General features: G+C 53.7%; 17 protein-coding genes. 14 read left to right on the top strand and 3 right to left on the bottom strand.

Annotated elements, in window-relative coordinates:
- The first annotated feature begins 8 nt into the window (after nucleotides 1-8).
- The 6 genes from uxaC (at nucleotide 9) to tauD (ending at nucleotide 6153) form a co-directional block, all read left to right on the top strand.
- On the top strand, nucleotides 9-1421 hold the full coding sequence (uxaC, locus tag E2L00_RS11760; RefSeq protein ID WP_167611539.1) for a glucuronate isomerase: 1413 nt from the start codon (nucleotides 9-11) through the stop codon (nucleotides 1419-1421).
- A gap of 221 nt (nucleotides 1422-1642) precedes the next feature.
- Nucleotides 1643-2428, top strand: a complete 786-nt coding sequence (gene uxuR / locus E2L00_RS11755) for a Uxu operon transcriptional regulator (protein WP_167611536.1) — start codon at nucleotides 1643-1645, stop codon at nucleotides 2426-2428.
- A 296-nt stretch (nucleotides 2429-2724) separates the two neighbouring features.
- Complete coding sequence (gene tauA / locus E2L00_RS11750; protein ID WP_167611533.1) at nucleotides 2725-3699, top strand: taurine ABC transporter substrate-binding protein; 975 nt, start codon at nucleotides 2725-2727, stop codon at nucleotides 3697-3699.
- A gap of 11 nt (nucleotides 3700-3710) precedes the next feature.
- Nucleotides 3711-4478: a taurine ABC transporter ATP-binding subunit gene (gene tauB / locus E2L00_RS11745; RefSeq protein ID WP_167611530.1), complete on the top strand. Its 768-nt coding sequence runs from the start codon at nucleotides 3711-3713 to the stop codon at nucleotides 4476-4478.
- Nucleotides 4475-5302 carry a taurine ABC transporter permease TauC gene (gene tauC / locus E2L00_RS11740; RefSeq protein ID WP_167611526.1) on the top strand — a complete coding sequence of 276 codons (828 nt, stop codon included), beginning with the start codon at nucleotides 4475-4477 and terminating at the stop codon, nucleotides 5300-5302. The genes tauB and tauC overlap by 4 nt, the downstream gene beginning before the upstream one ends.
- Nucleotides 5299-6153: a taurine dioxygenase gene (gene tauD, locus E2L00_RS11735; RefSeq protein ID WP_167611524.1), complete on the top strand. Its 855-nt coding sequence runs from the start codon at nucleotides 5299-5301 to the stop codon at nucleotides 6151-6153. Before tauC ends, tauD begins: the two co-directional genes overlap by 4 nt.
- 6 nt (nucleotides 6154-6159) lie before the next feature.
- Here the strand turns inward: tauD and rtcR are convergent, their stop codons facing one another.
- On the bottom strand, nucleotides 6160-7740 hold the full coding sequence (gene rtcR / locus E2L00_RS11730; protein WP_167611521.1) for an RNA repair transcriptional activator RtcR: 1581 nt from the start codon (nucleotides 7738-7740) through the stop codon (nucleotides 6160-6162).
- A 186-nt stretch (nucleotides 7741-7926) separates the two neighbouring features.
- Here rtcR and E2L00_RS11725 point away from each other — a divergent pair, with 186 nt between their 5' ends.
- Both E2L00_RS11725 and E2L00_RS11720 read left to right on the top strand, forming a co-directional pair.
- The gene (locus tag E2L00_RS11725; protein ID WP_167611518.1) at nucleotides 7927-9153 is read left to right on the top strand and encodes an RtcB family protein; all 1227 of its coding nucleotides are present in this window, start codon (nucleotides 7927-7929) and stop codon (nucleotides 9151-9153) included.
- A 3-nt stretch (nucleotides 9154-9156) separates the two neighbouring features.
- Entirely contained in the window at nucleotides 9157-9963 is an 807-nt protein-coding gene (locus tag E2L00_RS11720; protein WP_167611515.1) for a nucleotidyltransferase domain-containing protein, read from the top strand.
- Between the two features lie 359 nt (nucleotides 9964-10322).
- On the opposite strand, the gene nepI is transcribed toward E2L00_RS11720, so the two are convergent.
- Nucleotides 10323-11507, bottom strand: coding sequence for a purine ribonucleoside efflux pump NepI (gene nepI / locus E2L00_RS11715; protein ID WP_236127722.1), 1185 nt, complete (start codon nucleotides 11505-11507; stop codon nucleotides 10323-10325).
- Between the two features lie 376 nt (nucleotides 11508-11883).
- On the opposite strand from nepI, the gene fimA reads away from it, so the two are divergent.
- The 6 genes from fimA (at nucleotide 11884) to sfmF (ending at nucleotide 17785) form a co-directional block, all read left to right on the top strand.
- Nucleotides 11884-12450, top strand: coding sequence for a type 1 fimbrial major subunit FimA (fimA, locus tag E2L00_RS11710; protein WP_167611511.1), 567 nt, complete (start codon nucleotides 11884-11886; stop codon nucleotides 12448-12450).
- A gap of 70 nt (nucleotides 12451-12520) precedes the next feature.
- Entirely contained in the window at nucleotides 12521-12784 is a 264-nt protein-coding gene (locus E2L00_RS11705; protein WP_167611508.1) for a fimbrial protein, read from the top strand.
- Nucleotides 12785-12909: 125 nt separating this feature from the next.
- The gene (gene fimC, locus E2L00_RS11700; RefSeq protein WP_167611505.1) at nucleotides 12910-13602 is read left to right on the top strand and encodes a type 1 fimbria chaperone FimC; all 693 of its coding nucleotides are present in this window, start codon (nucleotides 12910-12912) and stop codon (nucleotides 13600-13602) included.
- 29 nt (nucleotides 13603-13631) lie between these two features.
- Nucleotides 13632-16226, top strand: coding sequence for a fimbrial biogenesis usher protein (locus E2L00_RS11695; protein ID WP_167611502.1), 2595 nt, complete (start codon nucleotides 13632-13634; stop codon nucleotides 16224-16226).
- Nucleotides 16227-16254: 28 nt separating this feature from the next.
- Nucleotides 16255-17259: a type 1 fimbria D-mannose specific adhesin FimH gene (gene fimH, locus E2L00_RS11690; protein WP_167611499.1), complete on the top strand. Its 1005-nt coding sequence runs from the start codon at nucleotides 16255-16257 to the stop codon at nucleotides 17257-17259.
- Nucleotides 17252-17785, top strand: coding sequence for a fimbria assembly protein (gene sfmF, locus E2L00_RS11685; protein ID WP_167611495.1), 534 nt, complete (start codon nucleotides 17252-17254; stop codon nucleotides 17783-17785). The genes fimH and sfmF overlap by 8 nt, the downstream gene beginning before the upstream one ends.
- A gap of 36 nt (nucleotides 17786-17821) precedes the next feature.
- On the opposite strand, the gene fimZ is transcribed toward sfmF, so the two are convergent.
- Nucleotides 17822-18454, bottom strand: a complete 633-nt coding sequence (gene fimZ, locus E2L00_RS11680) for a fimbria biosynthesis transcriptional regulator FimZ (RefSeq protein ID WP_167611492.1) — start codon at nucleotides 18452-18454, stop codon at nucleotides 17822-17824.
- Between the last annotated feature and the right edge of the window lie 140 nt (nucleotides 18455-18594).

Below are 18594 nucleotides of genomic sequence, written 5' to 3'. Positions count from 1 at the left end.
GAAAAGCAATGGCGGCATTTATGACGGAAGACTTTTTACTGAAAAACGAAATTGCCCGCACGCTGTACCATAAGTACGCCGCGGATATGCCGATTTATGATTTCCACTGCCATCTGAGCCCAAAAGAAATCGCGGAAGATCGCCGCTTTGATAACCTCGGGCAGATCTGGCTGGAAGGCGACCATTATAAATGGCGAGCGCTGCGAAGCGCGGGCGTGGAAGAGTCGCTGATTACCGGCAAAGAAACCAGCGACTATGAGAAATATATGGCGTGGGCCAACACGGTACCGAAAACGCTGGGTAACCCTCTTTATCACTGGACGCACCTTGAGCTGCGCCGTCCGTTTGGTATCACCAACACGCTGTTTGGGCCAGACACCGCCGAGCGTATCTGGACGCAGTGTAATGAAAAACTGTCCACGGCGGCGTTCTCCGCTCGCGGCATCATGCGCCAGATGAATGTGCGCATGGCAGGGACGACCGACGATCCGATTGATTCGCTGGAATATCATCGTCAAATTGCCGCCGACAGCAGCTTCGACATAGAAGTAGCGCCGAGCTGGCGTCCCGATAAGGTGTTTAAAATCGAGCTGGATGGTTTCGTTGATTACCTGAAAAAGCTCGAAGCGGCAGCGGATATCAGCATTACGCAATTTGACGAGCTGCGGCAGGCGCTCACCCGTCGTCTGGACCACTTTGCCGCGTGCGGCTGCCGCGCTTCCGATCACGGTATTGAAACGCTGCGCTTTGCGCCGGCTCCTGGCGATGCGCAGCTCGACGTCATCCTTGGCAAACGTCTGAAAGGAGAAGCGCTGAGCGAGCTTGAGATTGCCCAGTTCTCTACCGCCGTGCTGGTCTGGCTGGGCCGCCAGTATGCGGCGCGCGGCTGGGTGATGCAGCTGCACATCGGCGCGATTCGCAACAATAATACCCGCATGTTCCGCCTGCTGGGGCCGGATAGCGGTTTTGACTCCATTGGCGACAATAAAATCAGCTGGGCGCTTTCCCGCCTGCTCGACAGCATGGATATTACCGACGAACTGCCGAAGACTATTCTCTACTGCCTGAATCCGGGCGATAACGAAGTGCTGGCGACGATGATCGGCAACTTCCAGGGACCGGGCGTCGCCGGGAAAGTGCAATTCGGTTCCGGCTGGTGGTTCAACGATCAAAAAGACGGCATGCTGCGCCAGCTGGAACAGCTCTCGCAGATGGGTCTGCTTAGTCAGTTTGTCGGTATGCTGACCGACTCCCGCAGTTTCCTCTCTTATACGCGCCACGAATATTTCCGTCGTATTCTCTGTAACCTGATTGGCGAGTGGGCGCAGGAAGGAGAGATCCCGGATGATGAGGCGATGCTGAGCCGCATGGTGCAGGATATCTGCTTTAATAATGCGCAGCGTTACTTCACGATAAAATAAGTTTTACCGGGGCTTCACGTCTGGTCCAGCCTGGCGACAGAAGGGTTAAACAGCCATTCTGTCGCTGCTTCAGCTAAGAAAAAACATATAAATTAGCGGCTTAATTTATTCTACTTTCTTTCACTTAGCCTGGGGATTAATCACTATTGGATCTCTTATGGTATAGTCTGGATTGCCTCCGGTATGGCGGAGATAATCCAGAAAAGTGAATTAAAATCACCATGAAACAGGCCACATCCCAGCAGCGCCCCTATCAGGAAGTGGGCATGATGCTGCGCTCAATGATCGTTGATAAAAACTATGCCATGGGCGCGCGTCTTCCTCCGGAGCGTGAAATCGCAGATATGCTGGATGTCAGCAGAACCGTGGTGCGCGAAGCGCTGATTATGCTGGAAATCGAAGGTATCGTAGAAGTGCGCAGAGGCGCCGGTATTTTCGTGGTTCGCATTCCCGGAAATGAAGTGGAAAAAGAAGGCGAAAAAGAAGGCGAAGAGAGCAGCGTTAATCAATGCAACGACGCGGGCCCCTTCGAACTCCTGCAGGCTCGCCAGCTGCTGGAAAGTAACATCGCTGAATTTGCCGCTTTGCAGGCCACCCGCGACGACATTATTAAAATGCGCCGCGCGTTGCAGATTCAGGAGCAGGATCTGGTCTCCGACGAGCATGAAGTCGGCGATATGCAGTTTCACCTGGCTATTGCCGAAGCCACCCATAACAGCATGCTGGTGGAACTGTTTAAGCAATCCTGGGAGTGGCGCGTCAATAATCCAATGTGGATTCAGCTGCACCGTCATCTGAAAGATACCCAGTACCGCAAAGAGTGGCTCGGCGACCATAAGCAGATCCTCGCCGCGCTGATCAAAAAGGATGCCCGAGCCGCCAAGCTGGCGATGTGGCAGCATCTTGAAAACGTTAAGCTGCGGCTGCTGGAACTCTCTGACGTGGATGATATTAACTTCGACGGCTACCTGTTTGAGTCCTGGCCGTTACATGAAGCGAATACCTGAAGTAAGCCATCGGGGAAGGCGGATTAAATTAAGAAAAGGTCATCGGATGGATGGCCTTTTCTTATATTTGTGACCCATCCTGGTGGTTTAAACCAACCCTTTTCCCTTCGGATATCAACCTCTCAACGGCTTGTTGGTGCTGGCCTTTTTGCGCTTTCTGTATTCCCGTTCCCCAACTATTCTTCCCACAATTTTATCTAAGGATATAAAAGCATTAACGATAATTTTTAATTCTTTTATCTCATCGTCGCCATTGGAAATACTGCTCCCATCATTGAGACAGGGGCAAACACAACATGGCAATAATCCGACATTCTTTCTGGCTGGCAGCGCTGGCCTTAATCGCCACGCGGGCGTTCGCGGTGGACGTCACCGTGGCCTATCAGACATCCGCAGAACCCGCCAAAGTTGCGCAGGCCGATAACACCTTTGCCAAAGACAGCGGTGCAAAAGTTGCATGGCGCAAATTCGACAGCGGCGCGAGCGTGGTGCGCGCGCTGGCTTCTGGCGACGTGCAGATCGGCAATATCGGTTCCAGTTCGCTTGCGGTTGCGGCAAGCCAGAAGGTGCCGATTGAGGTGTTCCTGCTGGCATCAAAGCTCGGAAACTCTGAGGCGCTGGTGGTAAAAAAAGGCATAACCGATCCAAAGGATCTGATCGGTAAACGCATCGCCGTTCCTTTTATCTCCACCACGCATTACAGCCTGCTGGCGGCGCTGAAACACTGGGGCATCAAGCCCGGCCAGGTACAAATTCTTAATCTTCAGCCGCCGGCGATTATCGCTGCCTGGCAGCGCGGCGATATCGACGGCGCTTATGTCTGGGCACCGGCGGTGAACGAGCTGGAAAAAGACGGCACGGTGCTGACCGATTCCGCGCAGGTAGGCAAATGGGGCTCGCCAACGCTGGATGTCTGGGTCGTGCGTAAGGACTTCGCGCAGCAGCATCCTGACGTAGTGGAAGCCTTCGCCCGCAGCGCATTGCGGGCGCAAAAAGGCTATATCGATAATCCTGATGTCTGGCTGAAGCAGCCGGAGAACCTCAGCAAGCTTTCCCGCCTGAGCGGCGTGCCGGAAAGCGACGTGCCGGGGCTGGTGAAAGGCAATACCTATCTGACGCCGGGCCAGCAAAACGAGCAGCTCAGCGGCCCGGTAAATAAAGCGATTGTCGATACCGCACGGTTCCTGAAGGCGCAGGGCAAAGTCCCGGCGGTGGAAGCGGACTACAGCCAGTTCGTCACCGATCGCTTCGTGAAAACGCTGGCGCAGTAAGGAGGCAGGCCATGTTACAGGTTTCAGGACTCAGCGCCGATTACGGCGGAAAAACCGTTCTCAACGATATTAATCTGACGGTAGACGAAGGGGAGTTGCTGGTGGTGCTCGGCCCGTCAGGCTGCGGCAAAACGACGTTGCTGAACCTGATAGCTGGCTTTGTTCCGTATCACGCAGGCAGCATCACCTTGCAGGGGAAACAGGTGACGGGGCCGGGTGCCGAGCGTGGCGTGGTCTTTCAAAATGAAGGGCTGCTGCCGTGGCGAACGGTGCTGGATAACGTCGCCTTTGGCCTGCAACTGGCCGGGCAGCCGAAGCCGCAGCGCGAGGAAATCGCGCTCGATATGCTGCGCAAAGTTGGGCTGGAGGATAAGGCAAAACGGACCATCTGGCAGCTTTCTGGTGGTCAACGCCAGCGTGTAGGCATCGCCCGTGCGCTCGCCACGCAACCACAGCTTCTACTGCTTGATGAGCCCTTTGGCGCGCTCGATGCGTTTACCCGCGAACAAATGCAGACCCTGCTATTAAAGCTGTGGCATGAAAGTCGCCGTCAGGTGCTGCTTATCACCCATGACATTGAAGAGGCGGTGTTTCTGGCCACCGAATTAGTGCTGCTTTCGCCCGGCCCCGGGCGCGTTCTGGAACGATTACCGCTCGATTTTGGCCGCCGGTTTGCGGCGGGCGAGCCTTGCCGCAGCATTAAATCTGACCCCGAATTTATCGCCAGGCGCGAGTATGTGCTCGGCCGTGTATTTGAACAGCGGGAGGGCTTCCAGTGAGCATCGCAATCCCGGATAAACCGCGTCGCAGGCGCGTCGCCCTGCGCTGGCCGTTCTCGCGCCAGATTACGTTAAGCCTCGTGACCCTGACGACCATCGTCCTGCTGTGGTGGTGGGTGGCAGCCGAGCAGTGGATCAGCCCGCTTTTTTTGCCGCCGCCGGGGCAGGTGCTGAGCAAACTTATTAGCATCGCCGGGCCGGAAGGCTTTATGGATGCGACGCTCTGGCAGCATCTCGCCGCCAGCCTGCTGCGCATCCTGACCGCGCTGTTCGCCGCGGTGCTTATCGGTATCCCGGTGGGCATCGCGATGGGCTTAAGCCCGACGGTGCGCGGCATTCTCGATCCGCTGATTGAGCTTTACCGCCCGGTGCCGCCGCTGGCCTATCTGCCGCTGATGGTGATTTGGTTCGGCATCGGTGAAACCTCCAAAATCCTGCTGATTTATCTGGCGATTTTCGCCCCCGTCGCGATGTCCGCCATGGCCGGCGTGCGCAGCGTTCAGCAGGTTCGCGTTCGGGCCGCGCGTGCGCTGGGGGCAACCCGCGCGCAGGTTGTGTGGCATGTGATTTTACCCGGCGCGCTGCCGGAAATCCTCACCGGGTTCCGCATCGGTCTGGGCGTTGGCTGGTCAACTTTAGTGGCCGCGGAGCTTATCGCCGCCACCCGCGGGCTGGGCTTTATGGTGCAGTCCGCCGGTGAGTTTCTGGCAACCGATGTGGTGCTGGCGGGCATCGGCGTGATTGCCGTTATCGCGTTTTGTTTAGAGCTGGGTTTACGGGCATTACAGCGTCGGTTAACCCCATGGCATGGAGAAGGACAATGAGTGAAAAAGTGAATATTGTGCCGCTGGGGCCTTACATTGGCGGGCAGGTACAAGGCGTGGATCTGACGCGTGGGCTGAGCGACAACCAGTTCGAGCAAATTTATCATGCCCTGATCCGTCATCAGGTGTTGTTCTTCCGCGACCAGGCCATTACGCCTTCGCAGCAGCGTGCGCTGGCGATGCGGTTTGGCGACCTGCATATTCATCCGGTCTATCCACATGCGGAAGGCGTGGAAGAAATCATCGTGCTGGATACCCACAACGATAACCCGCCGGATAACGATAACTGGCATACCGATGTGACCTTTATCGACACGCCGCCTGCCGGAGCGATCCTCGCGGCGAAGCTGTTACCGGAAATGGGCGGCGACACGCTGTGGACCAGCGGTATTGCGGCATATGAGGCGCTTTCTGAGCCGTTTAAACGCCTGCTGTCTGGCCTTGAGGCGGAGCATGATTTTAGAAAGTCATTCCCGGAATATAAGCATGCTCGCAGCGAGGATGAACAGGCGCGCTGGCGTGAGGCCGTTGCCAAAAATCCGCCGCTGAATCATCCGGTGGTACGCACCCATCCGGTGAGCGGCAAGCAGGCGCTGTTTGTGAATGAAGGATTCACCACGCGTATTGTCGATCTTGCACAAAAAGAGAGCGACGCGCTGCTCGCCTTCCTGTTTGCGCATATCGCCAAACCCGAGTTCCAGGTCCGCTGGCGCTGGCAGGAAAACGATATCGCCATCTGGGATAACCGCGTCACGCAGCATTATGCGAATGCGGATTACCTGCCTGCGCGCCGTGTTATGCATCGCGCAACGATATTGGGAGATCGGCCTTTCTGGCGTGTGGCGCAGTAGGCAAAGCTATTGCTGGTCTTTCAGCTCTTCCCAACTCAGCCCAAACCGCGCCAGATATTTACGTAATCTGTCCGCGTCGTTGGGCTTTTTCTTCTGCATACGGGAAACGGCGAAAAGCTGGCGGCCCGCTTGCGAAAGCGAAACGGCGTTGCGGCACACTTCAATTACCGTCTCCAGCTGCCGCTTTTCAAAGAGATCGATATTTTCAGGGACGGCACTGAAAGATGCGATCGGCTGCTGATGCTGCCAGTTGGATTTCAATTGTTCTATCTCTTCTTCAACAAGGATTGTTGAAATACGGCCCTGTTCAGCAAGCGTTGCCATACGAGCAATTGATGCGCTCAATTCCCGAAAATTTCCACGCCAGGCTGCTTGTGTGGAACTGGCAAAGGTGGTGTAAAGCGTCCGTGCTTCTTTATCGAAGCGGACCTGGGTTTTCTTATTTCTGGCAAAACGTTGAAGTTCATAATCGATGTTGGGTTCGATGTCTTCACGGCGTTCGGCAAGGCCCGGCAGGCGGAACGTCCACATATTGATGCGGGCGTAAAGGTCTTCGCGAAAGCGTCCTTCGGCGATCCATTGCTGCATATCACGGTGCGTACCGGCAATAAGTTGGAAATCGCTGCCGATCTCTTTGTCGGATCCAAAAGGGAAAAACTTTTTCTCTTCAATGGCTTTTAGCAGCATCGCCTGTTCGTCCAGCCCCAGCTCGGCTATTTCATCCAGGAACAGGACGCCGCCATCGGCTTCCCTCAGTAAGCCTGCCCGTGGCCGTAGCGCGCCGGTGAAAGCGCCCTTTACATGGCCGAACAGCGTCGACATGGCGTTATCACCGCGCAGGGTGGCGCAGTTTACCGAGACAAAACGCCCGTTAATCAGATGCTTTGATTCACGCAGCTCATAGATTCGCCGCGCCAGAAAGGATTTGCCTGCGCCGGTAGGGCCGGTCAGCAAAATAGGGGCATCCGAACGCAGGGCTACACGTTCTATCCGATCGATTAAGGCATTAAATGTTTTATTGCGGGTTTCTATACCCGCTTTCAGGAAAGAAACCGAGTGCTGCCGATCCCGCAGGAAGCGGCTGGTCAGCGTGGCATAACGGCTCAGATCCAGATCGATTATCGAGTAGATCCCTTGTGGAGAAGGGCGATCCTTCTTTTCACCCGGTGCCGTTTGCAGCAGCCTGGCCGGGAGATAATGCGCTTCCGTCAGTAAAAACCAGCAGATTTGTGCCACGTGCGTGCCGGTCGTGATATGTACCAGATACTCTTCGTGTTCGGTATCGAAAGGGTAGCGGCTGGTAAAATCGAGCAGCGCGTTGTAAACCACTTCAAAATCCCACGGATCGCGCAGTTCAATCTCATGCAGTACAACCTGCGTGGCCGGAGAAACCTTTGCAATATCTTCGACAACCTGCAAAGCCATTCCTTTATCTTTGGGTTGATGCAAAAGCTCAATACGGTCGACCACCAGCCCTTGTTGCTGGCACAGACCAACCGTCGGACGCCACTTCGTCCAGCGGTTTTCACGTTTGCCTCGCTTATCAAGGGTAGTGCCCAACATGCCGATGACGACGGTATGCTTCATTTTATCTCCAAAGATAACTATTTATCCTGTGAGATAAGATAGCTGGCCGGAAGCTTAATGGCTATGTTTGGCATGCTAATTATTAATGATTGTTTTTCAAAGAGTTAAATATTTTTAGCGCAACGGATTTTACCTGGCATGCCTTTCGCAATATCTATAACAACAACTAACAGAGCGAGAACCTTGATGAAAAACGAAATGTATCAGTTGCTCAATCAAGCCAATAGCGCACCGATAAAAATGTGGACGCAGGGTGTGCCGGTTGAACCAGAGGCACGAGAACAGCTTCTGAATACGGCGAAAATGCCTTTTATTTTTAAGCATCTGGCGGTAATGCCGGATGTACATTTAGGTAAAGGATCGACCATCGGCAGCGTTATTCCAACCCATGGTGCAATTATTCCGGCGGCAGTGGGCGTTGATATCGGCTGCGGCATGATTGCCGTGCGTACTTCTCTGCTGGCAAGCGACCTGCCGGATAACCTGGCGGGGCTGCGAAGCGCTATTGAGCAAGCCGTGCCGCATGGCCGTACATCGACGCGTTCCAGAAGGGATCGTGGCGCATGGGAAAACCCGCCGCAGGAAGTGGATAAGCATTGGGCTGAGCTGGCCCCGCGCTTCAGGCGCCTGACGGACAAATACCCGCAGTTGCTGAAAACTAATAATCATCAGCATCTTGGAACCCTGGGCACCGGTAACCACTTTATTGAAGTTTGCCTGGACGAAGCGCAGCAGGTTTGGGTGATGCTCCACAGCGGTTCGCGTGGGGTAGGCAACGCCATCGGCTCGTTGTTTATCGCGCTTGCCCAGAAGGATATGCAGCTGCATATCGCTAATCTGCCGGATCGTAATCTTGCCTACTTTCAGGAAGGGAGCCGCCATTTTGAGGATTACATGGAAGCGGTTAGCTGGGCGCAAGATTTTGCTCGTCATAACCGTGAAGTAATGATGGCACGTACTCTGGCAGCGCTTTCACGCATCATCACGAAGCCGTTTACTACTCACCAGGAAGCGGTTAACTGCCATCACAATTATGTGCAGCAGGAGACGCATTTTGGCGAATCGGTGTTGATAACCCGCAAGGGTGCGGTATCGGCACAAAAAGGCCAGATGGGGATCATTCCCGGCTCTATGGGCGCAAAAAGCTTTATCGTGCGTGGATTAGGTAATGAAGAAAGCTTCTGTTCATGCAGCCACGGTGCGGGCCGTACCATGAGCAGAACAGCAGCGAAAAAGCGCTTTAGCGTGGAAGATCAAATTCGTGCGACGGCGCATGTTGAATGCCGGAAAGACAGCGATGTCATCGATGAAATACCAATGGCTTATAAAGACATCGATGCGGTAATGGCGGCCCAGTCTTCGCTGGTGGAAATTGTTCACACGCTGCGTCAGGTAGTCTGTGTAAAAGGATAAATAATGGAAACGGGATTGAACGGCGTAAATGCCGCTATGCGTAAAAGGGTCCACCTGGTTTTGCGTGACATAGAAAAACGTTATGGCGTACGAGTGTTGTACGCCTGCGAATCGGGCAGCCGCGGCTGGGGCTTCGCCTCACCGGACAGCGATTACGACGTGCGCTTTATCTATGTCCACGCCCCTGAATGGTATCTGCGAGTTGAGCCGCAGCGGGATGTTATTGAACTTCCGATAGACAATGAACTGGACGTTTGCGGCTGGGAATGGCGCAAAGCGCTGGGGTTATTAAAAGGCGCAAACCCAACGCTGCTGGAGTGGCTCGGTTCGCCGGTGGTTTATCAACAAGATAGCGAAACAATGGATGTACTGCGGGCGCTGGCGCCGGAGTGGTTTTCTGCACAGAAATCGCGCTGGCACTATTTCTCTATGGCGCGAAAAAACTTTCGAGGCTATTTGCAGGGTGATGAAGTAAGGCTCAAAAAATATTTTTATGTCCTGCGGCCTTTGCTGGCGGTGCAGTGGCTGGAAGCCGGGAAAGGTTTGCCTCCGGTACGTTTTGATGAACTGGTTGAAGGCACGGTTCAGGATCCTTTGCTATTGAATGAAATAAACGAGCTGCTTGCGATAAAACAAAATGCAGGCGAAGCAAAATACGGGCCGCGCAGGCCATTGCTTCATGACTTTATAAAACAAGAGCTGGCAGCAAATAGCGACCGCACGCCGCTTTCCGGGAGCCGGAAAAGAAACGCCGATGAACTGGATGCGCTGCTGTTCAGAACGGTGATGGGTCAAGCCAGCAACGGGTAAATGAGAGAAATAATTGGCTTATGCAGGTGAGAAGAGTCGTGCATAAGTCTCCAGCAGTTTATGAACCCGCAGGTTATTTACCTGACTTCTTTGATTCGTTAAAGAGGGGCGAGACGATCATCAGACGGAGAGAAAAAAGTTGTGGCCTCTCGCTAAAGGCCAGGCAAACTCAAAAAAACAACTGCTGCATTTATTGAAATGCATCCTGAATGACTTTTCACAGACAGGCTGTTTTTGCAGCGGTCACCGGCGTGATTTAGCGTCATCTGCCGATCTCTGGTGGGTGACGCTAACGTTTATCCGCCCTGGCAAAGCCTGGCCTTATAGGTCGGGTAAACAACGCGCCACCCGACGCATATTTATTTAGCCCGTACTTTCGTCGCCACCAACAATGCCGTCAGCAACATCAGGCTTCCGGATAACACCAGCGGTGAAAGCAGACCGAGGTTATCCAGCGCGTAGCCGCCGATTGCGGCGCCGCAGGTATTCGCAAGCTGAATGACCGCTACCTGAATAGAGCCAGCTTTTTCAGCCTGATCGGCAAGCGAGCGGGTGATCCACGTGGACCAACCGACCGGTATCAGCGCGAAAGCGAAGCCCCATATAATAGCGATGCCGGAGGCGACAATTTTATCCGTCCCCCATAGCACCAGCGTTAAAGCGCTAAGCGCCAGAATTAACGGTGCGACGGCCAGCGCGAGCTTCAGCGAACGCTTCAGAAACACCGCCGAGAGCGAGGTGCCCACAAAGCTTGCGATACCAAAACTCAGCAGCACCAGCGTAAGGCCGTCGACGTCAAAACCCGCCAGCGTCATATACACCGGACGGATATAAGTGAAGAACGCGAACTGTCCGGCGAAGGCCATAAAAATGGCCGCCATGCCAGCCAGTACGCCGGGGCGCTTAAGCAGGCCGAACATGTTTTGTTTGTGGCGGTTGGATTCGCCCGGCAGCGACGGCAGCGCTTTCCACACCCATATAATGCACGCTATGCCCATTAACGCCGCGCCGTTAAACACGTTGCGCCAGCCGATAATGCCGCCTAAAAAACTCCCCAGCGGAGCGGCGATAACCAGCGCGATGGACACCGCGCCAAAAATAACCGACAGCGCTTTTGGCACCGTTCTGGCAGGGACCAGACGCATGGTCAGCGAGGCCGACATCGCCCAGAAACCGCCCAGTGCAATTCCCAGGCAGGCTCGCCCCAACAGCAGCAGCGTGAAATTATTGGCAAAAGAAACCAGCAGGCAGGAGAGGGTGAGCAACACGGCGAAAAGGAAAACGACGTAGCGTCTGTCGGCTGAACGGATGACGCTTGTGACAAACAGGCTGGCAAACATCGCGACAAACGCCGTGACGGTGACCGATTGCCCGGCCACGCCTTCAGAAATACCCAGCTCTTGCGCCATCGGTGTCAGCAGGCTCACCGGTAAAAATTCCACGGTAATCAGACAGGCGACGCAAAACGCCACGGCAAAAACTGCCGACCAGTTGGGGCGGATCACCGCTCCCGGCTGGATTTTTTCTTCAATATGTTCACTCAATTTCGTCACCAGATACGTCTTTGCAATAAAGCCGCACAGTGTAGCATCACGATTGTGGCACATTTAACGTTTTTGCAACTTTACTTACCGCCAGCCTGGGTTATTCACGTCTTTTCTTAGGGATTATTAAGGCGTTGCTTAGGCTATATAAAGTTTTGACGGCTATTATTTGCCTCGCACTTGCATTAATTTATCCCTCGTCGCCAATGGCGTATTAAATATTTAATTAATTATCTCTGCGTTGAGCATTACCTGAGAGCACCGGCCTGCTAATCAGACCGTTAGGTGCTGCTCCGGCGATAAAGATCATTAATAAATACTGAAATATATATGCAGTTATACCCGGATATGCATTTTAATACTTAAAGGAATACTTATGAAATTATCCAAAGTTGCTTCTTCTTTGGTTGCTGGCATCGCATTGTTAAGTGGTTCGGCTTATGCAGCTGACCCGGTTTCGACGCCGGTTACCGTTAACGGCGGTACCGTTCACTTTAAGGGTGAGCTGGTTAACGCAGCTTGCTCCGTAAGCACTCAGTCCGACAGCCAGATTGTAAAACTGGGCCAGTATCGCACTGCCGCTTTCACCAAAGCTGGTGATACCTCAGCCCAGATTCCTTTCACTATCGTTCTGAACGACTGTGACAGCACCGTTGCCGCTACCGCTGCCGCTGCTTTCGCAGGCCAGGCTGATGCCATTGACCCAACCCTGCTGGCGGTTAACTCCAGTGATAACAGCACCACCGCAACGGGCGTTGGTATCCAGATCCTCGACCGCGCTTCTAAAGTACTTCCCCCGGACGGCGCGACTTTCTCTACCGCGCAAAATCTGAACGGCGGCGTTAACACCCTGCCGTTCACCGCTCGTTATAAAGCAACGGCGGCTAAAGCAACGGCGGGCCGGGCCAACGCTGATGCCACTTTCGTCATGAAATACGAGTAATCGACAGGCGCAAGGATGTGTCTGGCCTCAGGGAGGAGGCGGATTCCATATCAACCCTGCGAGGGTGAACATGAAAAGAAAATTCCTGTTCCTCATTGCGTTTGTGATTCGATTGATCGACTGCCTTCCCGACGTTACTGAGCAGACGGATATCGCTTTTCAGAAAGCAGTTTTCATCGCAGATCCGCAGGTATTTCTGGCTTTGACCAGCGTTAATGGCAATGACGCCAGCACCGGTATTGGGCTCGCAGTATTCGACAGCGAGCAGCCGTTCATTACTCCCAATACCGATCCGGGCTATTTTTCCATGATTAAAAACCAGCAAATGGCTTGATATTTTACCGCTTGTTACCGTTCGGTTACCGAACCTGTCTTGCCGGGAAATATGCATTCTCAAGTCTGGCGCACGCCGGTTTATTCCTGAGCCGAAATTATTCACAATTAATGGTATCTGTCGTGATGAATACATTATTTAAATCAGGCGTGGCCGCAGCGTTATGTTTGTTAATAAGTCTTTCTGCTCTGGCGGGCGGAGGAATTGGCCTCGGCGCCACGCGCGTTATTTATTCCGCCGATGCGAAGCAGGCTTCCCTGTCTATTAACAATAACGACAATAAAGAGCGTTATCTGGTCAATTCATGGATAGAGAATAATCTCGGTGAAAAAGATAAAAGTTTTATCGTTACGCCGCCGCTGTTTGCCAGCGAGGCAAAAAGCGAAAATACTCTGCGCATTATCTATGTTGGTCAGCCGCTGCCTGCCGATCGTGAGTCTATTTTCTGGATGAACGTGAAGGCCATTCCTTCGGTAGATAAAAATACCGTTGAAAATAATAACGTGCTGCAGCTGGCTATTTTGTCGCGCATTAAATTATTCGTACGGCCGGAAAATCTCCAGATGCAGCCGGAAGAAGCGGTCAGGCAGCTGCGTTTTTCCCGCAGCGGAGGCTACCTCAGCCTGCATAACCCTTCTCCTTACTATATCTCCACGGTCAACCTGAAGATCGGCAACGAAAAGCTGCCTAATACCATGGTCGCTCCTAAGAGCGTGGCGAAAGTTGCTGTGCCCGCAAAATTGTCAGGGCGAATCTCTTACCAGACCGTAAATGATTACGGCGCGGTGACGCCGGTCCAGGCCGGGGTCATGCAGTAATGCCGTGTGGCCAATTGGGAAGCAGGGAAATGATCAAAAAGTCGCTCACGCACCAGGCACTCACGCTTGCCCCTCTGGCAGCATGGGTAATGGCGACGCTCTGGCCGGGCGTAAGCCTTGCCGAAAGCTACTTTAACCCGGCGTTTTTATCCGAAGATGCCGCCTCCGTGGCGGATCTGTCGCGTTTTGAAAAAAGCAGTGGCCAGGCACCGGGCAAGTATCGCGTTGATATCTGGCGCAACGATGAGTTTATCGCCATCGAAGATCTCTCGTTTGTGGAGGCGGATAAAGCCCGCTCTGGAGCCGACGTTAAATCCGGCGGCCTCGTACCCTGCCTGGACGTAGGCTGGCTTAAACGCCTGGGGCTGAACATGCTCGCTTATCCTGAGCTGGCAAAATATAAAGCGGGTGAATGCGTGCCGGTGACCAAAGAGGTTCCCGGCGTGGAAATGACGTTTGATTTTGCCAGCCTGCGCCTGGATATCAGCCTGCCGCAGGCCTCAATGCTGAACGGCTCGCGCGGCTATATCCCGCCCGACCAGTGGGACGAGGGCATTCCGGCGGCGCTGGTGAACTACTCGTTTACCGGCAACCGCAGCAGCAATAACGACAGCTATTATCTCAGCCTGCAAAGCGGACTGAACTACGGCCCGTGGCGGCTGCGTAACAGCGGCGCATGGAGCTATACCCGCAGCGATAGCTATAACACCAATACCTGGAAGAACATCAGCACCTACGCGCAGCGGGCTATTATTCCGCTAAAAGGCGAGCTGGTGATGGGCGACAGCAATACCGGCACCGATGTGTTCGACAGCCTTGGCTTTCGCGGCGCGCGTCTTTATTCGTCGGACAGCATGTATCCGGATAGCCTCCAGGGCTACGCGCCAACGGTACGTGGTATCGCCCGTACCAGCGCCAAAGTGATTATTCGCCAGAACGGCTTCGTTATTTATCAAAGCTATGTATCGCCGGGCGCATTCGCTATCAGCGATTTGAATCCGACCTCTTCGAGCGGCGATCTTGAAGTCACGCTGGAAGAAAAAGACGGCAGCCAGCAAAAATACACCGTGCCGTACTCTACCGTGCCGCTGTTGCAGCGTGAAGGACGCCTGAAGTATGACCTGGTCGCCGGGGATTTACGCAGCGGCAACGGCCAACAGGACACGCTGTTCTTTACTCAGGGCACGCTGATTGCGGGCCTGCCGCAGGGCTATACGGTCTATGGCGGCACGCAGCTTGCGGAAAGCTACACCGCAGCGGCAATCGGGCTTGGAAAGAACCTCGGCGAGTGGGGCGCGATTTCTATGGATGTCACCCATGCGCGCAGCAAGCTTGCCGATGACAGCGAGCATCAGGGACAGTCGCTGCGTTTTCTGTATGCCAAATCCCTGAGCAGCTATGGCACCAACTTCCAGCTTCTGGGCTATCGCTACTCCACGAGCGGGTTCTACACGCTGGATGAAGTGGCGTACAAAAATATAGAAGGTTACGAGTACGAGCTTGAGGACGATGGAACACATCATAAGGTACGGAAGCCGCAAAGTTATCACAACCTGCGCTACAGCAAGCGTGGGCGTTTACAGGTCAACCTCTCCCAGTCGCTAGGCGATTACGGCTCGCTGTACGTTTCCGGCAGCCAGCAAACTTATTGGGGCACCGATCGGCACAACACCTCGTATCAGGCCGGCTACGCCAGCGGCTGGAAAGGGATCAGCTATTCCGTTTCCGCTTCGTGGAGCAAATCTGTCGGGCTTGCGAATAACAATCGCATCGTGGCGTTTAACCTTTCCGTTCCGTTCAGCACGCTGCTGGGTCACGGCTATTCACGAGATAAAGCTATCGACCACGCCTATACCACCTTTGCGGCCAGCAAAAACGCCGACGGGCAAAGCACGGTACAAACAGGCATTGGCGGCACGCTGCTTGAGGGCCGCAATTTAAACTACAGCGTGACCCAGGGCCGCAGCAGTTCCAGCGGCTATAGCGGCAGCGCCAGCGCTAACTGGCAGGCGACTTACGGCACGTTGGGTCTGGGCTATAACTACGACCGCAATCAGCGTGAGTTTAACTGGCAGGCTTCCGGCGGTGTGGTAGGACATGCCGACGGCATTACCTTCAGCCAGCCGCTTGGCGACACGAACGTATTGATTAAAGCGCCCGGCGCATCCGGCATCAGCGTGGAAAACCAGACCGGAGTGAAAACCGACTGGCGAGGCTATGCGGTGATGCCTTACGCCACGGTTTATCGCTACAACCGTATCGCGCTGGACACCAACTCGATGGATAACCATACCGATATTGAAAACAACGTCAGCAACGTGGCGCCCACACAGGGCGCGCTGGTAAGGGCGGCGTTTAATGCGCGCATTGGCGTGCGGGCAATCATTAACGTGAAAAGCGGCGACCGTGCGGTGCCGTTTGGTTCGGCAGTGCGTGAAGAGGGCAGCGGCGCGACCAGCATGGTGGGCGATGCCGGACAGATCTATTTAAGCGGCCTGCCGCTGGAAGGGAAGCTGCTAATTCAATGGGGCGACGGCGAAGGATCGCGCTGTTTTGCACCTTATTCACTGCCGGCGGAGAGCTTAAAACAGGCTGTCGTGGTGGCTAATGCCATCTGTTCATAGCGAAGCCGTAAGGCTCAGGAACCTAAAAATGAAAGCGAAGATGTATCTTGCCGTTGCCGTGCTGTTGGCCTGCGCGGCACCGGCTTATGCCACGGTTTGTGTCAATTCAAAAGGCGTGCCGACGGAAATCTCATACGACCTGTCAAACACCTTCAACCGCTCTAATAATCAGGTTGGACAGATCGTTGTGCTGGCGGAAAAATCCCAGTGGATCGGCGTTAATGCTATCTGCCCGGCGGGTACCACTGGCGACAGGACTATGCGTAGTTACGTCACCACGCTGCCGATAGAGGAAACGATAGATGGCTATAAGTATCTAAAAATTAATGACTACCTTGAAGGTGGCATGAAGATCACCGACAGTGAGGTGGGCGTGTTCCATCCGCCTGCCAACTATATCCAGATGGGCAAACATCCTAACGTCCCTAAGCGCAAGCCGTTTCCCGTCAAAGACTCGAATTTGGTCTTCCGGCTCAGAGTGGTGAAGCGCTTTATCAACATGGTGACCATCCCGAACCAGACCATGTTTATGGTGTACGTCACGACGCAAAACACCGATCCGCTGACTACGCCGGTTTATACCATCAGCTACAGCGGCAAAGTGGAAGTGCCGCAAACCTGCGAAATCAACGCCGGGCAAATCGTCGAGTTTGATTTTGGCGATATTGGCGCGGCGCTGTTTAGCCAGGCCGGGGCGGGTAATCGTCCGCAGAGCGTGACGCCACAAACCAAAACTATCGGCATCAAATGTACTAACGTCGAGGCGCAGGCCTATCTCTCACTGCGCCTGCAGGCGGAAAAGAGCTCCGGCAATATGATGGTTTCCGACAATCGCGACCTCGGTTTTATCGTAGCCGATGGCACAGGAACTCCGCTTACGCCTGGCAATATGGGCAGCAAAATTAATTTTCGCCTCGACGATGCCGCTACTTCAAGGGTTGATATCCGCGCCTGGCCGGTGAGCGTGACGGGGAATAAGCCTGCGGCAGGCCCGTTTACTTCACGCGGATATTTGAGGGTGGACTATGACTAACATACGCAAATATAGTTTTCTGGCGATGTCGCTGTCTGCGGAACTGTTAGCGGGCGCCGCGTGGGCGGATGCGCCGCTGGGCGAAATAAACATCAAGCTGCGCGGAAATGTGGTGGATTATAGTTGCTATGTAGAAGCGGGCTACGGTAACAAAACCGTCCATCTGGGCACATGGCCAACTAAGCAGCTACGCACCGCGGGGAGTACCACACAAAGCATTCCTTTCACGCTGAAGCTTAACGGCTGCCCGCCGGGATCGGCGTCGATTACTTTTTCAGGCAGGAAGGCGAACGGGAATCCGGCGCTGCTGGCGCTCAATGATACCAGTAGCGCCACTAACGTCGCGGTTGAGCTGCGCGACAAAGACAGAACCCCGCTGCCCCTGGATCAGGCGAGCCAGGATATAGCAGTAGATGCCAATGGCGATGTAACGCTAACTTTTTTTGCCAATTATAAAGCGCTGGCGGATAACCCGCAGCCGGGAAAAGCCAATGCCGATGCCACCTTTATGATTAATTATTACTGAGCATTCAATGTGTGCACTATGTCTGTAAGGGTGCTCTTATAATAATTCTTTCACTCGCGCATAGTCGATAAGTTCAACAATAGAAGTAACGTGTAGCTTAGAGAATATATTCGCCTTATGCGCGCTGATCGTTTTGTTGCTTAACAAAAGCTGCTCTGCAATTTCTTTATTAGATAATCCGTTCGCCAGATAGCGTAATACGGTGACCTCGCGATTAGAGAGCGGCATATCATCTACGGCACCCTTGCGCGAGTGGGATTGGCTAATAAAATGCAGGGTATTTGAAGGAAAGAATGAGTACCCGGACAGTAATATTTCTACCGCTTTAAATATATCATCCTGTTCTTTCCGCTTGCTGACAAAGCCGTTCGCACCCGCCTGAATCGCTCGCCCCGCATAGAATCTTTCTGATTTAGATGACAGAAAGAGGACTTTGGTATCTTCCTGTATGTTTTTTATTCTTTTAAGTAACGTAAACCCATCTATGCCGGGGAGCTCAATATCCAGGATGATGAGATCGACCGGATGAGCGCGCATATAATCGATGACTTCCTGGCCGTCATCGGTTTTCAGCACGACGCTGATAGCTTTATTTTTCTGGAGCAACACTTCTATCGACATTCGGACGATAGGATGTTCGTCCATAATAATTACGGATGCAGGTTTCATTTTTTTACCTCGGATTGTTTGAGGAAAACACCGCACTGGCGCAGGGCCACGGCAGCGATATATGAAATATTAACAGGCTAAGATGTCAAATACATGTGGTGGGTTCTCCATTTAAAATTAAACCTTCCGTTGGGTAGCGT

It is taken from the genome of Cedecea colo (genome assembly GCF_011808225.1).
In the GTDB taxonomy this organism is placed as follows: domain Bacteria; phylum Pseudomonadota; class Gammaproteobacteria; order Enterobacterales; family Enterobacteriaceae; genus Dryocola; species Dryocola colo.
Note: the sequence above shows the minus strand (reverse complement) of the source record. Positions and strands in the feature narration are given on the sequence as shown.

Coding starts and splice junctions, on each gene's coding strand:
- rtcR (WP_167611521.1), bottom strand. CDS start 7,740: ATGAAGCATACCGTCGTCATCGGCATGTTGGGCACTACCCTTGATAAG.
- fimA (WP_167611511.1), top strand. CDS start 11,884: ATGAAATTATCCAAAGTTGCTTCTTCTTTGGTTGCTGGCATCGCATTG.
- uxaC (WP_167611539.1), top strand. CDS start 9: ATGGCGGCATTTATGACGGAAGACTTTTTACTGAAAAACGAAATTGCC.
- fimH (WP_167611499.1), top strand. CDS start 16,255: ATGAAAGCGAAGATGTATCTTGCCGTTGCCGTGCTGTTGGCCTGCGCG.
- sfmF (WP_167611495.1), top strand. CDS start 17,252: ATGACTAACATACGCAAATATAGTTTTCTGGCGATGTCGCTGTCTGCG.
- uxuR (WP_167611536.1), top strand. CDS start 1,643: ATGAAACAGGCCACATCCCAGCAGCGCCCCTATCAGGAAGTGGGCATG.
- tauD (WP_167611524.1), top strand. CDS start 5,299: ATGAGTGAAAAAGTGAATATTGTGCCGCTGGGGCCTTACATTGGCGGG.
- fimC (WP_167611505.1), top strand. CDS start 12,910: ATGAATACATTATTTAAATCAGGCGTGGCCGCAGCGTTATGTTTGTTA.
- E2L00_RS11695 (WP_167611502.1), top strand. CDS start 13,632: ATGATCAAAAAGTCGCTCACGCACCAGGCACTCACGCTTGCCCCTCTG.
- fimZ (WP_167611492.1), bottom strand. CDS start 18,454: ATGAAACCTGCATCCGTAATTATTATGGACGAACATCCTATCGTCCGA.
- E2L00_RS11725 (WP_167611518.1), top strand. CDS start 7,927: ATGAAAAACGAAATGTATCAGTTGCTCAATCAAGCCAATAGCGCACCG.
- E2L00_RS11705 (WP_167611508.1), top strand. CDS start 12,521: ATGAAAAGAAAATTCCTGTTCCTCATTGCGTTTGTGATTCGATTGATC.
- E2L00_RS11720 (WP_167611515.1), top strand. CDS start 9,157: ATGGAAACGGGATTGAACGGCGTAAATGCCGCTATGCGTAAAAGGGTC.
- tauB (WP_167611530.1), top strand. CDS start 3,711: ATGTTACAGGTTTCAGGACTCAGCGCCGATTACGGCGGAAAAACCGTT.
- tauA (WP_167611533.1), top strand. CDS start 2,725: ATGGCAATAATCCGACATTCTTTCTGGCTGGCAGCGCTGGCCTTAATC.